Source organism: Rhodococcus sp. 008 (genome assembly GCF_001682295.1).
Taxonomy (GTDB): Bacteria; Actinomycetota; Actinomycetes; order Mycobacteriales; family Mycobacteriaceae; genus Rhodococcus_F; species Rhodococcus_F qingshengii.
The window spans coordinates 548,470-564,117 of record NZ_CP015203.1; the positions used below are offsets into that span (position 1 = coordinate 548,470).

Sequence of the window (15,648 nt, forward strand, 5' to 3'; positions counted from 1 at the left end):
CATTCTGTGGACGGGTCGGCGTGTGGTGGCGGAGAGGACGGGTGTCAGCGGCGCATTTCTGCGTACGCTTGTCGCCGCAGCTGTCGAAGTTGCCGCCCATCGGCCAGTTGCCAGTCCCTCCAACCGTGCCGTTGCCGGCCCATGATGTCCGTCAACGGCGCCGAGGGTGGCCCGTAGCGTTTCCCGTCGACGTCGAGGGCCCCGTCCCGCGTGATCGTTGCGACGTAGGTGAGCCCGCGGCCGGTATCGTGATACGTCAGCTGGTCGCCGACCTGTAGATGGCCGAAGAGCATGAGCTGCAAGATGTCATCGTCGTAAGCGATCGGGGCGGAAGACGGCATGATTCGATCGGGTTGGTTTGTGAGCATTGAGGATTCGGATGTCGAAACGTCGCCGTCGTACGAGATCGGATTCGGCTCGTCAGGTTGTGCAGTTGCGGTGGCTGCACCCGCGAGACGATGTTCCGTTGTAGGTGTCGGTATCTCGGCTTTGTCTGCTTGTTGGTTTCCCGAGCCCACGAGGTTTCCGATCCCGCGGCCCAATCGACCGAGTCCGGATCCGACTCCTGAGGCACCGGCACCGATCGCTTTGCCGGCCGCGCCGGCGACAGCGCTGCCTGCGGACGCTGCCCGACTTCCGACTTCCGCCAGGGCGTCGACGACGCTGGGACTCTCGTGGTCGGTCCATCCCATGACCTGACTGCCACGTGCCTGCGCGAAGTCGTCGAGGTCGTCCTTGAGTTTGACGATGTCGTGTTTGAGATTGTGGGCGGCGCCCCACCGGAACCCGTCGAGTCGGTGCATTTTTGCAAAGTTCGACAGTTCCGACCGCGCGTGCAGCAACAGTTCGCCGTCGCGTTCGAAATGCTCTGCCAGCACTGTGCGTGCGTCGTCGAGCACCACCTGCAGATGCTGCGGCTCGGTGGCCTGCACGCGCGCGATCCGCAACCGCTGCCACAGATAGAGCGACTGCTCACCGACCACCAACAGGTGCAGGGATTCGCCGAGCCGGTTCTCTTCGATTGCTCGGCGGAGATAGTCGGCGCGGTCCTGGACCGGGCGAGTGGCATCGAACCCGGCCAAGGTGCGTTTGACGTGTCCTCGGAGTCGCTCGATGGTCACATTCAGGGTGGGCCGGAGTCCGGCTACAGATTCCCAGTCTGCGGTCGGCAGTGTTCCGTGTTCGTCGAGGGTGGTGACGAGCCGATCCAGGGTTGTGAAATGACCGACCACGTCACCGACTCGGGAAGCTTGGGCGAGGGCGAGGAGTTGTTCGACTTTACCGTCGACGCGGGCGATCGATTCGTTCACCGATGCGATGGCCGCCGAGAGGGCGACCTGCACCGCGATGAGTTGGAAGGACAGTGCTTGGGTGGGGCCGAGGGACACTTTCTGCCATTGCAGTTGCTGACGGAACTTCCCTGCTTGGTCGACGACGGTCATTCGGAAGAACCCGCTGTCACCCGGCAACGCTTTGTACGTCTTCAATGCCTGGACGCTGTCCGGTGACAGTCGCACGAACTGACCGGCCTGGGCGGCAATAGATTTCGCTCCGACGGCAGCGGCGGCGACATTGGCCATCGAGGTTGTGCTGACGCCGGAAACATCGAGTGCCTCGCCGGCGAGATCGGTCAGGCGCGCGAGGTATCCGGCTACGACCTCCGGGTCCCCGGCAACGAGAATGCCTTCCGGCTCGACAGATACGGCGAGTTCGCTGCCAGGGCCGGCGCCCTCGAACAGGTCCATTGCAGCAGTGCCTGGTCGAGTGGGCTCTGACGGTGAACTGTTCGACGAGGGTGTCTCGTTCATCGATGTCCGCTTTCTGCTGGTGTGGTGGTTTCCGGTGGAAAGCATCCTGGCGATGTCGGTGATGGCGGCGTCGAATCGTTCCCGTCCGCCGGCCGAGTTCAAGCCACGATCGGAGCAATGAGGAATGTTTCCCGGAACGACATACACGTCGCGTTCGATGCCGGCGCGCTCCCACCCGTCCCGTGCGGCGACACCCAACAACAGCACTATCTCCAAATTCGGGCACAACGCGACGAACTCTCGGGTCCACTGAGCCGCGCGGGCACGTTCGGCCGGGGTCGAACCACCGTTCTTGACCCCCGAGACAGGGAACGGGACGACATTCCAATGCACCACGTCCGACCACGAAATACCGGCGCGGGCATACGCTTCGCGACAGTTGCGTGCAGTGCGGTCGTTGTTGTCGAGACTGAGCAGACCCGACCCGGTCCCGGCCTCAGCCTTCGTGGAGGGGTTGTCCAGCAGGACAAGAACTCGCGCATCGATTCCACCGAGATCCGGATCCACGTACGGCACGTGTCCGTGGGGGAGCCCGACAGAGTCGGCGATACGGTCCGCAAGCGAATTCAACGCCGCCACATGAGTGTCGCGAATACGGTTCTTCTTCTCGACAACTACCGTGGGGTCGGCGTTGCGTCCGTTACTCATGATGGTGAGGGCGTATTCAACTGGTCGAAGCAACACGTTGCTGTTGAATTGATCGTAGGTGTTCGTCCCAGGCTTCAGCGGGGGTTCGCCATTGGAGTCGTTTCCGTGGTCGCGTGTTGAGAGCGTGTGCGACTGCCGCGAGATCGTCTGGGCTCCATCGCAAGAGATCAGTTCCCTTCGGAAAGTATTGGCGCAGTAGTCCATTCGCGTTCTCGTTGGTACCTCGTTGCCATGGGCTGTGTGGGTCGGCGAAGTAGACCTTCAGCCCGGTGTCGATGGTGAACTGGGCGTGTGCGGACATTCGGTGGACGCAACATTCGAGGTCAGGAGGGTGTTGTGGGTCGTCCATCGGATTGGGTGCGGGAAGTAACGGGCAGGGCTCCGATGAGGTCACCGGGAGCGCCGGGCCATCCTCGGTCGAAGGAACGGCAGTTTTGGGACCAGATCGCCACAGGCAAGCTTCCTCGTGAGGCAGCTGACGCTGTCGGCGTGGGACAGCCTGTGGGCCAGCGGTGGTTCCGGCACGCTGGCGGGATGACGCCGTATTCGTGGCCCGCGCCGGCAGGCAGGTACCTCTCTTTGGCAGAGCGTGAGGAAATCGCGATCCTGCACGCCACAGGCCATGGGGTGCGCGCGATAGCGGGTGCCATCGGGAGGAGCCCGTCGACGATCTCGCGGGAGCTGCGGCGTAACGCTGCCACGCGTGGCGGCAAGCTCGAGTACCGCGCCAGCGTGGCGCACTGGAAAGCCGAGTTGTTTGCTCGTCGCCCGAAGACCGCCAAGCTCGCGGCCAACGATCGGTTACGGCACTACGTCGAGGACCGACTCTCAGGCCAGATCACCAAGCCGGGCGGCGATGCGGTCGCCGGACCGTTCGAACGGCAATGGAAGGGCTTGAACAAGCCGCATCGTCAGGACCGCCGATGGGTGAAAGCGTGGAGCCCTGAGCAGATTTCGCACCGGCTACCGATCGATTTCCCGGATGATGAGTCCATGCGGATCAGCCACGAAGCCATCTACCAGTCCCTATTCATCGAGGGTCGCGGTGCGCTGCGCCGCGAACTCATCTTGTGCCTGCGCACCGGCCGCGCTCTTCGGATGCCACGCGCGAGAGCGAAACGCGTTGCCTGGGCCCATGTGACACCGGACGTACTCATCAGCGAGCGTCCCGAAGAAGCCGACGACCGTGCGATCCCCGGGCACCACGAAGGTGATCTCATCATCGGCACGGACAGGTCCGCGATCGGCACCGTCGTCGAGCGCACAACCGGATACACCACCCTCGTGCACCTGCCTCGGGAACAAGGGTGGCGACAGCAACCGATCACCAAGAACGGGCCGGCACTGTCGGGATACGGAGCGGTGTCGATGAACAGAGCGTTGGCACAGGCACTGGCGTCGATGCCCACCGAACTCAAACGCTCGCTGACCTGGGACCGAGGAAAGGAAATGTCCGCACACGCCCAGTTCACCATCGACACCGGGCTGAAGGTCTACTTCGCCGACCCACACAGCCCATGGCAACGAGGTACCAACGAGAACGCGAATGGACTACTGCGCCAATACTTTCCGAAGGGAACTGATCTCTCGCGATGGAGCCCAGACGATCTCGCGGCAGTCGCACACGCTCTCAACACGCGACCACGGAAACGACTCCAATGGCGAACCCCCGCTGAAGCCTGGGACGAACACCTACGATCAATTCAACAGCAACGTGTTGCTTCGACCAGTTGAATACGCCCTGCACCCCGTGATCGGAGTGAATCACGGTTCCTTCGAGCGGTGCACGGTTGGAGATGGCCATCGAGAGCGCGTTGGTCACCAGCGCGGAGGTTTGACTGGAATCGATCGACCACCCCACGACCCGTCTTGAAAACGCATCCAGGACAACCGCGCAGAAAACCTTACCTTCACGAGTGCGATGTTCGGTGATATCAGTGACCCACAACCGATTTGGCTGTTCACGGGTGAACATCCGGTTGACCAGGTCGCCGGCTGTCGGTGTCTGATGTCGAGATTTCGGCCGTCTGGTCCCGGGTAGGCCTTTGATGCCGGCGCGCGACATCACGGCCTCGATTTGGTTGTGTCCGACGGACAGACCGAGTCCAAGGGTGAGCTCGGCGTGAATGCGCCTGGCGCCGTATGTACCGCGAGATGCGGCATGCACTGCGGTGATCTGTTCAAGTAGCCAGGTGTGCCGCAGAGCGCGTAGTGACGGTGGTCGGTTGCGCCATTCGTAGTACCCCGCTTCGGACACCTTCAGTAGGCGACAGGACGCCTGCACAGGTAGTCCTTCCGCGGCCATTGTCGCTATGGCCGCGAATCGCCTTTTGGGTCGTGTGGCTCTTTCAGCAGCTCACGGGACCGTTTCAGTATTGCGACTTCGTTCTCGAGTTCACGGATACGTCTTTTCGCCGAGGTGAGCTCGGATTGTTCGAGGCGTGAGAGTCCTGGTACCTGCCCCGTGTCGATCAGGTCCTGTTTGCGCCAACCGTAGATCGTCTGGTCGCTGACCTGGAGATCGTGGGCGATTTCCGCGATCGGCCGTCCTGCGGCGACCAGATCGAGGACCTTACGGCGAAATTCCTCGGGATATCTCTTCGGCATGGTCCTGCCTCCTTGGACAAGATCGTAGCCAGAAAACAAAGTTCACCGACTCGGCCAAACCGAGGGCACATCAAAGTCTCCGGACTCGCCGGGATGCTTCTATATCTGTCAAGACACCAAGATTGGGTGTGCAGCGGCGAGTGTCCGGAACAGCTGCCGGGTGACATAACGCTTGAGGGATCGCATGATCTCCTTGGTTGTGCGGCCTTCGCCTCGTCGACGTTCGACATAGGCGCGAGTTTGGGGATCAACCCGCATCCTCACGATGACGATGGTGGTCAGTGCTCTGTTCAGGCGGCGGTCACCGCCGTGATTGAGCCTGTAGCGCACCGTGTTACCTGATGAAGCCGGGACCGGGCAGGTCCCGGCGAGTGAGGCGAATGCGGCCTCGGAACGTACCCGACCTGCATGTGACCACGCGATCAGGACAGTCGCTGCAACCACTGCGCCCACTCCAACCGCGGCAGTCAGTTCCGGTGCATTGGTCTTTACCAACGCGTCGAGAGACTTTCGATTGTCAACCAGCTCCGCATCGAGCGCACGAATCCTCTTGGCTGGTCGCACGGCCTCTGCTCGGTACGTCGCAGTGGTGGCGTCCTCGGGCCGAGCCCGCCAGGTTGCGATCTCCTTTATCTGACTGTATGCCAACGATTTTCGTGCATCCACACCAAGTTCGACGGTGCGAACCAAAGCTGTCAACGCATTGACCGCGCGCGTCCGTTCGCACGTCATCTGCTCGCGCGCGACCACGAGAACGCGCATCGCCACTCGCGATCCGTCCGCACGTGGTCGGCGCAGTCGATCGATGTCGACGGACAGAACTGACCGGGCGATACGAGCGGCGTCGAGATCGTCGGTCTTACCGACTCCTCTCCGATCCGCCGAACCCATCACGGAGGGTTCGGCTACCGGGAATCCCGCCGCAAGAACGCGGTCGGAGAGTCCGGCGCCGTAGGAGCCGATGCCTTCGATGACGACGAGGGCGGCTTGTTGACCTGCCCTGTGTGCAATCCACGTGCGGGCCCGATCAAGACCCGCCGGGCTTGCCGGAAAACTTGCTTTGTCCTGTACCGCACCGGTTGCGGCGGCCACGACACACAGCGCATGGGCCGCGGCGTGGGTATCTACTGACTGGATCCCCGTGAACAGGTCCAGTGGTTGTGAGGGTTCTGATGCACCAAAATGGGTGCAGGAGGACGAAAACACAACATGGCACGTCGACACACACCCGAACAGATCATCCGCAAGCTCCGAGAAGGCGAAAAGCTCCTCGGCGAGAAGTTCACGATCGAGGACGTCTGCAAACACCTCGAAGTGTCCGAAGCGACCTGGCATCGCTGGCAGAGCCAGTACGGCGGCATGAAATCCGACGACGCCAAACGCCTCAAGGAACTCGAAAAAGAGAATGCGCGACTGAAGAAGATGGTGGCCGATCAGGCTTTGGACCTTGACATGCTCAAGGAGTTGAACCGGGGAAACTGGTAAGCCCGGACCGCCGCCGCAGGGCCGTGGAAGTACTGCGGGAACGGTTCGGGGTATCCGAACGCAGAGCATGTGCTGTGGTGGGTCAATCTCGGTCGGTCCAACGCCGTCGACGAAGCGTCGACGAGACCGAGAAGGTCCTTCGGGAGAAGCTGCGAGAGATCTCTCGTAAGCACCCGCGTTGGGGATGGCGCAAAGCGCACGCCCTCTGCTACGCCGACGGTTTGGGGACCAACCGTAAACGCACGCAACGATTGTGGCGTGAGGAAGGGTTGAAGCGGCCGCTGCGGGTGCGGAAGAAGCGCCGCATCGGCGAGGGCCGCAATCAGCGGCTGGCAGCCGCGCATCCGGACCATATGTGGGCGCTGGATTTCCAGGTTGATGTCACGGTGGACGGCCGGCAGGTGCGGTTTCTCAAGATTGTCGACGAGTTCACGAGGGAAGCTCTTGCCACACAGGCATTTCGGTCGTGCACCTCGGACCGGATGACTCAGGAGTTGGATCGGATCATTGCCCGTACTGGGCGAAGGCCCGCCCATATTCGGATGGACAACGGTACCGAAATGACGGCGCACGCGATGCGCGATTGGTGTCGGTTCACCGGAGTGGATGCCTCGTTCATCGACCCGGGGTCGCCGTGGCAGAACGGGATCTGTGAGTCGTTCAACGGCCGCTTCCGGGACGAGTTCCTCAATTGCGAAGTGTTCCATTCGCTGACCGAGGTTCAGGTTCTTGCCGACGATTGGAGAATCGAGTACAACAGTTATCGACCACACGGATCGCTCGGATTCAGAACACCTGAAGCATTCCGTGCGCAATGGTTAGAGGCCGAGTTCGATCAGGAATTGCAACCCGCATAATCAGTGGACCCGCAATCGGGGCCCAGTCACTACCCCGATGACGATCTCGTAGTTATCTGCGACGATAGGCATAGCGACGGATGTCCTTTCCGATGGGCGACGTCGTTGTCGGCGTCGGCCCGGAAAGAGCACTTCGAGGCAGGCCTGTAACGGGCCACGACCTCGCGGCAACGAGGTCGGGCAGGCTTCTGATTAAGCCACCGAAGCAAGACCGGACCGGCGTCGCCGCCACAATAGAGTGGACAAACCCCGGCCAGTGCATCCGAAAGGAGCAAAGCGATTCATGAGTCACACGGCGTTGTAGCGACGACACCTATCCTGTCAGCCAGCCCCGGGCCGGCCACTACAAACACTTACATGCGATTCACTGTGGGCCTGGGTGTGCGTTTTGACCATCGACAAAACGGATGATTCATCCTGCCGTCGCCAATATTTAGTAGTAGCGGAAGTCGCTGCCAGGTGCGCACGGCGATCAGACTGCGCTCACTGCCAGGACCGGCTAGCCTGATCCTCAAGTGCGCGGCGAGACGTTACGAAGTGAGCTTGGCCGGAAAACGGTCGAGCAAGGAGGTCACACCTTCGACCGCGGGCATCCATGAATTCGGCACAGGGCGGGCTGTAGCAACGCTGCGAGCAGCCTCTACGAAGTCGCGAGTCAATAGAGAATCGACGTCTGATCGCCAACCGATAGATAACGGCGTTGGTGGTATGCCGGTGACAGGAACGAACGCTAGTCCTGGCCGAGAATAGAACCGCTGCGTCGATGCTTGCGAGAACGCGACGCCCTTCTTCGACAAGATCGCTTCGAAACACTCGTCGACCGTTGAAACCTCGGCTCCGAGCCGAACGTCATGCCCATCGCGAGAGCTCAGTGCGAGCCAGAAGTCACGCCACTCGTCGGTACTGCGACGAGCAACGAATGGCTGACCTGTGAGATCCTCGACACTGATCGAATCATGTTGCGCAAGAGGGGAGTCCGAGCTAACGACCAGCACTCGCGGTTCGATGAAAAGGGTGTCGAGCGCGAGCCAGTCCGCAACGACGACGGGCGGCCTGATGAACGCTACGTCCACCGTGCCGTCGCCTAGTCCGACGTAGGGGTCGGAGAAGTCGAACGATTGCATTTCCACCTCGACATCCGGGTGCATCGAGCGAAATGCCGACAGGATGTCCGGGGTCAGCTCAGCGGCAGCATTCGCCTGGAATCCGATCACGAGATTGCTGCGCGCACTGCGGCCGACTTGCCGGGTGAGCGACGCAATGCGCTCGGCATCCGAGAGTAGCTGACGGCTTCCTTCCAAGAGCCTCACCCCTGCCGGCGTCAGGGCCACATGACGGCTGTCACGAATGAACAGCGCTGTCCCCAGAGAGTGCTCAAGCTTTCGAATCTGAACACTCAGAGATGGTTGGGCGATATGGAGCCGTGCAGCCGCACGGCCGAAGTGCAGTTCCTCCGCCACCGCCACGAAGTACGACAGCGGCCTCAACTCCAGGGGTAAGCGCACATCGCCGATGCTATTCGGCCAGGTAGATGCACACCAATAGTTGTTTCCTATCGATCGGAAGGGTCATTGGTATTGGACGTACCCGTCGATTGTCGGTGTGATGGGTGTCATGTTCGCGACGGTGAAGCACTAGCAATCACCCTTCGATCATCCCCGTTCCAGAAATAATCCGGCACACAAGTCGACGAAGGAAAACAATGACTGCCACCATCACTCAGACCCCCCAGCAGTGGGCCGATGCGTTCGAGCAGGCCTCGGATCAGGATCCCGAAATCCAGGCGCACGGCAAGTACTTCACTTGTTCGTACCTCTTGGACATGGGCACACATACCTTCGTCGTCGAGATGACGACCGGCAAAGTACACGCCATCACGGTCGATCCCGGCCCCCTCGACCGCCCGTACCAGTTCGCCATCCGGGCCAGTGCCAAGACCTGGCAGGGGTTCGGCGTGCCCGTACCCGCGCCGATGTACCACGGGATCTGGGCTGCCTCATTCCAACGGGACATGAAGCTCGAAGGCGACGTGCTGGTTCTCATGCAGAACTTGCGGTGCGTGACACGCCAGATCGAACTGCTCCGCACTGTCGGTGTGCCGGTCTGATTCACCAGCGCCACCCAAACCAGTTCAAAATCTCCCCCCAACGAAGGAACCCTCGAGATGAGCAAGATTTCCCCGGTGACGGGACACTACGTCGACGTCGACGTCGACGGCCTGCTGTACAAGGTCTTCTACCTGGAGAACGGCACCGGTCAGCCCTTGGTGTGCCAGCACACCGCCGGGGCTCACAACCATCAGTGGCGCGGGCTGCTGGAAGACGAAGAGATCACCGCGAATTATCGCGTCATCGCCTACGACCTACCTCGACATGGAAAGTCCGATCCGCCGGAGAACACCGAGTGGTGGACCGAGGAATACAAACTCTCGGCTGACCACTACGCCAATTTCATCGTTGCACTCGTTGATGCGCTCGAACTCGAGAATCCGATCTTCATGGGATCCTCGTTCGGCGGCAACATCGCCCTGCAGCTTGCGCTGCGCAATCCGGATCGCTTCGCCGGCGTCATCCCTGTCGAAGGTGCCGACTACTCGCCTGGCTTCTACCTCGACTGGTGGCAGCACCCGCACGCGAACGCAGCGCAGGTGTGCGCCAGCGGCACGTGGGATCTCATGGCTCCCCAGTCACCGGAGGCAGATCGCTGGAAGACCTGGTTCTATTACACCCAGGGATCCGAAGCGTTCAAGGGCGACCTGCACTTCTACTCGGTCGATCACGATCTGCGCGACAAGCTCGCTCAGATCGACGGCGATCGCTGCCCCGTCGTGATGTTGACCGGCGACTACGACTACCTGACCACGCCGGAAGACAGCGCCCGAACGGCCGCGCAAATCAAGAACGCGCAGTTCATCGAGATGAAAGACATCGGTCACTTCCCGATGAGCGAGAACCACGCAGTCTTCCGCACCTACCTCATCCAAGCGCTCGAGATTCTCCAGAAGAACGCAGCCACCGCTGCATCCGTCTGACCTGTCCAGTACATCAACGCGCTCGCCGGCCACCGCAACAAGGGGGTCGGCGAGCAGTTGTTTGTACACTTCGAAGAGGAATACCGATGAGCATTAAACACTTTCCATTCCTGATCGCCGGCGAGGCGACGACGACCGATAGCCGTATCGAGATCCGCAATCCATTCGACGGTCGGATTGTCGCAACTGTGTCCGAGGCGGATCCGGTGCACATCGAGTCCGCGATCGCAGCTGCCTCGGCGGTGGCCACCGAATTCGCGAGTACACCCGTGCATATCCGCGCAGACGCTCTTATACACATATCAACGCGTCTGAACGACCGCCACGAGGAGATTGCCCAGCTCATCTCAGCCGAATCCGGCAAGCCAATCAAGTGGGCGCGTGTCGAGGTTACCCGCGCCGCTACCACCTTCCGGTGGGCAGCCGAGGAGGCCAGGCGCTGGAGTGGACACATGCAACGACTCGATACCGATGCAGGCTCGGACGGTCGTTTGGCTCTGGTTCACCGGGTCCCGCGCGGCCCCATCCTCGGGATCGCCCCGTTCAACTTTCCGCTCAACTTGGTCGCCCACAAAGTTGCGCCGGCGCTCGCCGTCGGTGCGCCGATCATCGTCAAGCCTGCGCCAGCGACACCGCTGTCGAGTCTGGTGCTCGGTGAGCTGCTGGCGGAAACGTCACTGCCAGAAGGCGCGTGGTCCGTGTTGACCCTCTCGAACGAAAAGGCTTCGGAGATGGTCCAGGATCCGCGTCTGCCGGTGGTCTCATTCACCGGTTCGGTTCCTGTGGGGTGGGCCATCCGCGATCGGGTGCCGCGAAAACACGTCACGCTCGAATTGGGAGGAAACGCCGCCGTCGTGGTGTGTGAAGACTGGTCCGATGAAGCCGGACAGGACTTCGCGGCCGAACGAATTGCGCGGTTCTCGATGTACCAAGCTGGTCAGTCCTGCATCGCGGTGCAGCGAGTATTCTTGCACGACAAGCACTACGAGAGCATGCGGCAACGGATACTGTCCTGGATCGGCATGTTGTCCACCGGTGCACCCGACGACGACGCTACCGATGTCGGTCCACTGATCGACGAGCGTGCTGCCGTGCGTGTGGAGCAGTGGATCGACGAGGCGGTGGCAGGCGGTGCGACCGTTCTCACCGGTGGCGGACGAGTGGGGGCCGTTGTCGAGCCCACCGTGATCGAGGACGCGCCCCGCGGCGCGCGGGTACTCGACGACGAAGTCTTCGGACCTGTCGTGGCGCTCTGCAAGGTCTCCTCGGACGAGGATGCGTTCGAGAAGGTCAATGAGTCTCGGTTCGGTTTGCAGGCAGGGGTTTTCACCTCAAACCTGCAGACCGCTTTTCGCGCCTCACGTGTTCTGAACGTCGGTGGAGTCATCGTCGGTGATGTCCCGAGCTACCGCGCCGATCAGATGCCGTACGGGGGCGTGAAGGACTCTGGGACAGGCAAAGAGGGAGTCCTTTCGGCAATGGAAGATCTCACTGAGGAGAAGGTGCTCGTTCTGACCGGCATCGACGTTCTGTAGAGCGGTGGTTGCCGTTGATCCACGCACGTGGTTCGTTCGTCCACGACATCAGCCGACGGCGTCTTCGCATGAACGCCTCAGATCATTTCTGCCGGTTTGGAGGCTCATCCCAATCGGGGGTGTAGGAGTTGGGGTCTGAAGCCGCCGATCTCGAGCAGGCTTCGGGCGATGTAGTTGGTCAGGTTGCGGAACCCGAGTGCGGAGCCGCGCAGGTGTTCGAGCCGTCCGTTGAGCGCCTCGGTCGGCCCGTTGCTGGTGCCGGGTCGTTCGAAGTAGGCGAGCACGTCAGCGGCTCGCTTCTTCAGGGTCCGGCCCAGGGCGGTGAGCTCGGTGAGCACCTTGGGGACGCCGGCGCTGAGGTCGGTGATCAGCTTCTCCATGAGCTCGCGGCCACGTTGCCGGTCCTCGTGGCGATAGGCGGCGATCATGCGCTGGTAGACACCCCAGGTCGCCTCGACCTCGACGTGAGCGTCATCAACGAACAGCGCGCGTAGCCTGTCGCTCTGCTTGTCGGTGAGCAGGTCCGCGCCGGTGTGCAGCGTGCGCCGCGACTTGTAGAGCGGGTCGTCCCTGAACCCACGGTGCCCGTGGATCGCGAGTTGGACCCGGCGCCGGCACCTGTCGAGGGCGTCACCGGCCAGGCGCACGACGTGGAAGGGATCCATCACCGTGACCGCGTCCGGGATCTCCTCTGCAGCGGCGGTCTTGAACCCGGTGAAGCCGTCCATCGCGACCACCTCGACCGCGTCACGGAAGGCGTCGTCGCGGTCGGCGAGCCAGGTCTTGAACGCCGCCTTCGACCGGCCCTCGACCATGTCCAGCAGCCTTGCTGGGCCGGCGCCATCGCGGACCGGGGTGAGGTCGATGATCACGGTGACGTACTTGTCGCCACGCCTGGTGTGGCGCCAGACGTGCTCATCGACGCCAATGACCTTCACGCCCTCAAACCGCGTGGGGTCGTTGATCAGCAGCCGCTTGCCTTCAGCCAGGACCGCGTTGTTGGCGGTGTCCCACGCGACCCCGAGTCCCTCGGCGACACGGGCGACGGTGAGGTGTGCGACCACGATCCCTTCCCGCGCCCACCGCAGCCCGGTGCGCGAGAGCTTCGCGCGTGGCTCCGCCGCGGCGCTGGTGTCTTGGCGCCACACGTGTCCGCAGTCGGCACAGCGGTAGCGGCGCACTACAACTTCCAGCACGGTCGGTCGCCAGCCCAGCGGCTCGTGGGCCAACCGCCGGATCACGGTGTCACGAGCAGCGCCTTCGCTGCCGCACCGTCGGCACCACTGATCTGGTTCCACCACGCGGCACGCGAGGACCGCACGATCCGGTTCAAGTCGTTGTCCGGTCACGCTCAGACCGAGGCCGTCGAGTCGAGCGAAGGCGGTCAGGTCAGGGCGGCCGAAGCCGGCCGGCGGGGTAGCGTCGGACACGTCGAGGTCTTTCGGATGGATGGCGTAGGAACCTCCGTCGTCGGGAGACCTCGACGTCTATCTGCGGACCGACGCGCCCGGCCGACCTACACCGTCATCTGAGAAGACCCCTGAAACGTCTTCGACGACGACGGGACCGGCGAGGAGGAGGGCGCGGTGAGCTAAAGGAATGGAGCTTGCTCGGCTTCGACGCCGCCGCAAGCTCCGGTGAAACGGTCGGTACTGGTCGGTCGTCGTCGGTCACCACCGGATGACGGCGTCCCCCACGCTCGGCGTTTGCGCAGTTCAGCGGCTCGTTCGCCCAGTGGGCGCATCAAGCGATAGACGCAAAGCCGACGTGATTAGGTCGTCGGTTCGATTCCGACAGGCGGCTCCGGCGAACAGCCCCTGACCTGCGGAAACGCAGGGCAGGGGCTGTTCGGTTCTGGTGGTCGCGCGATGCGCTGGCCTCACGGCTCTGCCCGACACCGACGTCGCTCTCCTCTGCGACGGACCCCTCGCCGGCTGAGCGCTCGCGGCCGGCATCCTGTCCGTGTGCCGATAGGCCTCGTACCGCTCGGCAACGCAGCGTGGCGTTGCGTCGCGACCTGGCGACGGCTCGGCGGGGCGCGATCGTCTCGTGCGTTGGCGGACTACGGGAGCTTGGACGCGAGGACGTCGGCCGCCAGGATCTCGGGTGCTGCGCCGAGGAGGTGCTGGTTGGCCATCAGGGCTGCGACGATGGCGCCGTTGGCGTGGGCGTCGCGAGCGGCCTCGTCGGGGAATGCATCGAAGATCCAGAAGGTGTCGGCGTGGGTCCTGACCGCGAACCAGACAATCGTTCCTACTTCTTCGTTGGCGAGCGCGACAGCGCCGGCGAGCAGATCGGCGAGCGCGTCGTGCTGTCCATCGGCCGCGACGATCTTGGCGACGAAGGCATACGGAAGTGATGCGGGTGTGGACATGAGGGGTTCTCCTAGGTGTCGAGGTTTCTTGGTGAAGCGAGTTCAGCGTATGACGAGCAAGGGCATGTGAGAAGTGGCGTATACGGCAGTATTGCTATTGTTCGCGCCATGCGTATCGGACTGATCGCGATCGACGGCTGCTTCGGTTCGGCTGTCGCGTCGGTCATCGACATCGTGCGGGTGGCCGACGGAGCCCGCGGTGATGTCGACCCGCGGATCGACCCGATCGAACTCGCCATCCTCGGACCGAAACGGAGAGTGACCACGACGGCATCGATGACCCTGTCGGTGGACCACCCGCTGTCGGAGTCCGCAGAGTTCGACGTGGTCGTCGTCCCTGCGCTTGGAACCCTCACGGCCGTCGCTACCAACGACGCCCTCCAGAGCCGAGATGCTCGTTCGGTCATCGCCTCGCTCGGGCGCCTCGACGACGCGACCACCCGGATCGCCGCGGCGTGCACCGGCGTGTTCGCTGTCGCCGAGACCGGACGGCTGCATCATCGGCGGGCGACGACCAGCTGGTTCCTGGGGCCGGAGTTCCTGAAGCGCTATCCGACCGTCGCCCTCGATCTCGACACCATGGTCGTGGTCGACGGGAACCTCGTCACCGCCGGCGCCGCGTTCGCCCACATCGACCTCGCGCTCTCACTCGTGCGATCGATCAGCCCCGACCTGGCCCAACATGTCGCCAAGCTCCTCATCATCGACGAGCGTCCGTCGCAGGCGGCCTTCGTCGCCTACGAACATCTCCGGCACGAGGACCCGATCGTCGTCGAGTTCGAACGCTTCGTGCGCGCCCGCCTGGACGAACCGTTCAACGTCGCCTTCGTCGCGCAGTCGCTCGGCACCAGCCGGCGCACCCTCGAACGACGAGTCCGTGCGGCGCTCAACCTCACTCCGCTCGGCTTCGTCCAACGGCTTCGCATCGAACGAGCTCGGCACCTCTCAGCAACCACGGACCTCACCTCCGCCGAGATCGCGCTACGGGTCGGCTACGCGAACGCCGAGACTCTGCGCTCCCTCCTGCGTAGGGAGCGACGCCGTTCCTGACCTATCGCCATGCCTGTAGCCGGTGTCCTAGTGCTCGACTGGAACCACCTCTCAGCACGTCGCGTCGACGCTCCTGCGTCGCCCCTGGACGACCCACTCGACACGCCCGCAGCACAGGCCATGTGACGTGTCCCGGCTTCCCGGACGGTCGGGGTTGGGTGGCTGTGATGTCGCTGCGTTCTCGTAGAGGGGGGTCAGCAGACTCGATCAGGGTCGATTGGGATGAGACGCGAAGGCGGTCAGGTCAGGGCGG

The 15,648-nt window shown here is 62.7% G+C and carries 13 protein-coding genes and 2 pseudogenes; 6 read left to right on the plus strand and 9 right to left on the minus strand.

All coding sequences use genetic code 11. The features are described from left to right. Window positions 1-44: 44 nt before the first annotated feature. The 3 genes and pseudogenes from AOT96_RS36515 to AOT96_RS33000 all read right to left on the minus strand — a co-directional run. Window positions 45-1,853 (minus strand): hypothetical protein, encoded by a 1,809-nt coding sequence (locus AOT96_RS36515; RefSeq protein ID WP_328587290.1) that lies wholly within the window; start codon window positions 1,851-1,853, stop codon window positions 45-47. Next, a pseudogene (locus tag AOT96_RS36245) lies at window positions 1,848-2,456 on the minus strand (uracil-DNA glycosylase); the annotation flags it as partial. The pseudogene AOT96_RS36245 and the gene AOT96_RS36515, both read right to left, overlap by 6 nt. Before the next feature lie 16 nt (window positions 2,457-2,472). Then, a pseudogene (locus tag AOT96_RS33000) lies at window positions 2,473-2,757 on the minus strand (IS30 family transposase); the annotation flags it as partial. Window positions 2,758-2,840: 83 nt separating this feature from the next. Between AOT96_RS33000 and AOT96_RS33005 the strand changes: the two are divergent. Then, a complete protein-coding gene (locus AOT96_RS33005; RefSeq protein ID WP_064074847.1) occupies window positions 2,841-4,190 on the plus strand; it encodes an IS30 family transposase in 1,350 nt (449 codons plus the stop codon). Here the strand turns inward: AOT96_RS33005 and AOT96_RS36710 are convergent. The 3 genes from AOT96_RS36710 to AOT96_RS33015 all read right to left on the minus strand — a co-directional run bounded on the left by AOT96_RS36710 (window position 4,087) and on the right by AOT96_RS33015 (window position 6,218). Continuing rightward, on the minus strand, window positions 4,087-4,761 hold the full coding sequence (locus tag AOT96_RS36710) for an IS3 family transposase (protein WP_082654974.1): 675 nt from the start codon (window positions 4,759-4,761) through the stop codon (window positions 4,087-4,089). The two genes, AOT96_RS33005 and AOT96_RS36710, sit on opposite strands and share 104 nt — an antisense overlap. A 5-nt stretch (window positions 4,762-4,766) precedes the next feature. Beyond that, a complete protein-coding gene (locus tag AOT96_RS33010) occupies window positions 4,767-5,063 on the minus strand; it encodes a transposase (protein ID WP_054828350.1) in 297 nt (98 codons plus the stop codon). Window positions 5,064-5,171: 108 nt separating this feature from the next. After that, window positions 5,172-6,218 carry an IS110 family transposase gene (locus AOT96_RS33015; RefSeq protein ID WP_058228537.1) on the minus strand — a complete coding sequence of 349 codons (1,047 nt, stop codon included), beginning with the start codon at window positions 6,216-6,218 and terminating at the stop codon, window positions 5,172-5,174. 54 nt (window positions 6,219-6,272) lie between these two features. Here AOT96_RS33015 and AOT96_RS33025 point away from each other — a divergent pair. Next, a protein-coding gene (locus AOT96_RS33025; RefSeq protein ID WP_412778669.1) for an IS3 family transposase occupies window positions 6,273-7,405 on the plus strand; the annotation gives its coding sequence in 2 pieces (ribosomal slippage) (window positions 6,273-6,531 and window positions 6,531-7,405; 1,134 coding nt in all). 530 nt (window positions 7,406-7,935) lie between these two features. Here AOT96_RS33025 and AOT96_RS33030 read toward each other — a convergent pair. Further along, the gene (locus tag AOT96_RS33030) at window positions 7,936-8,910 is read right to left on the minus strand and encodes a LysR family transcriptional regulator (RefSeq protein ID WP_042926698.1); all 975 of its coding nucleotides are present in this window, start codon (window positions 8,908-8,910) and stop codon (window positions 7,936-7,938) included. A 197-nt stretch (window positions 8,911-9,107) separates the two neighbouring features. Between AOT96_RS33030 and AOT96_RS33035 the strand changes: the two genes are divergently transcribed. The 3 genes from AOT96_RS33035 to AOT96_RS33045 all read left to right on the plus strand — a co-directional run bounded on the left by AOT96_RS33035 (window position 9,108) and on the right by AOT96_RS33045 (window position 11,971). Continuing rightward, window positions 9,108-9,512, plus strand: a complete 405-nt coding sequence (locus AOT96_RS33035; protein WP_003941837.1) for a hypothetical protein — start codon at window positions 9,108-9,110, stop codon at window positions 9,510-9,512. Window positions 9,513-9,569: 57 nt separating this feature from the next. Next, window positions 9,570-10,436, plus strand: coding sequence for an alpha/beta fold hydrolase (locus AOT96_RS33040; RefSeq protein WP_058228533.1), 867 nt, complete (start codon window positions 9,570-9,572; stop codon window positions 10,434-10,436). 86 nt (window positions 10,437-10,522) lie between these two features. Next, window positions 10,523-11,971 (plus strand): aldehyde dehydrogenase family protein, encoded by a 1,449-nt coding sequence (locus AOT96_RS33045; RefSeq protein WP_058228534.1) that lies wholly within the window; start codon window positions 10,523-10,525, stop codon window positions 11,969-11,971. Window positions 11,972-12,075: 104 nt separating this feature from the next. Here AOT96_RS33045 and AOT96_RS33050 read toward each other — a convergent pair whose 3' ends face one another. Together AOT96_RS33050 and AOT96_RS33055 are read right to left on the minus strand one after the other, a co-directional pair. Next, window positions 12,076-13,401 carry an ISL3-like element ISPfr2 family transposase gene (locus tag AOT96_RS33050; protein ID WP_058228535.1) on the minus strand — a complete coding sequence of 442 codons (1,326 nt, stop codon included), beginning with the start codon at window positions 13,399-13,401 and terminating at the stop codon, window positions 12,076-12,078. Between the two features lie 632 nt (window positions 13,402-14,033). Then, a complete protein-coding gene (locus AOT96_RS33055; protein WP_003941073.1) occupies window positions 14,034-14,345 on the minus strand; it encodes a putative quinol monooxygenase in 312 nt (103 codons plus the stop codon). A gap of 108 nt (window positions 14,346-14,453) precedes the next feature. Here AOT96_RS33055 and AOT96_RS33060 point away from each other — a divergent pair, with 108 nt between their 5' ends. Further along, on the plus strand, window positions 14,454-15,395 hold the full coding sequence (locus AOT96_RS33060) for a GlxA family transcriptional regulator (RefSeq protein WP_058228536.1): 942 nt from the start codon (window positions 14,454-14,456) through the stop codon (window positions 15,393-15,395). Window positions 15,396-15,648: the final 253 nt, after the last annotated feature.

What these genes read in the sequence shown, in the direction of transcription:
- AOT96_RS36515 (WP_328587290.1), bottom strand. Translation starts at nt 1,853, where the DNA reads ATGCTTTCCACCGGAAACCACCACACCAGCAGAAAGCGGACATCGATG.
- AOT96_RS33005 (WP_064074847.1), top strand. Translation starts at nt 2,841, where the DNA reads ATGAGGTCACCGGGAGCGCCGGGCCATCCTCGGTCGAAGGAACGGCAG.
- AOT96_RS36710 (WP_082654974.1), bottom strand. Translation starts at nt 4,761, where the DNA reads ATGGCCGCGGAAGGACTACCTGTGCAGGCGTCCTGTCGCCTACTGAAG.
- AOT96_RS33010 (WP_054828350.1), bottom strand. Translation starts at nt 5,063, where the DNA reads ATGCCGAAGAGATATCCCGAGGAATTTCGCCGTAAGGTCCTCGATCTG.
- AOT96_RS33035 (WP_003941837.1), top strand. Translation starts at nt 9,108, where the DNA reads ATGACTGCCACCATCACTCAGACCCCCCAGCAGTGGGCCGATGCGTTC.
- AOT96_RS33040 (WP_058228533.1), top strand. Translation starts at nt 9,570, where the DNA reads ATGAGCAAGATTTCCCCGGTGACGGGACACTACGTCGACGTCGACGTC.
- AOT96_RS33045 (WP_058228534.1), top strand. Translation starts at nt 10,523, where the DNA reads ATGAGCATTAAACACTTTCCATTCCTGATCGCCGGCGAGGCGACGACG.
- AOT96_RS33055 (WP_003941073.1), bottom strand. Translation starts at nt 14,345, where the DNA reads ATGTCCACACCCGCATCACTTCCGTATGCCTTCGTCGCCAAGATCGTC.
- AOT96_RS33060 (WP_058228536.1), top strand. Translation starts at nt 14,454, where the DNA reads ATGCGTATCGGACTGATCGCGATCGACGGCTGCTTCGGTTCGGCTGTC.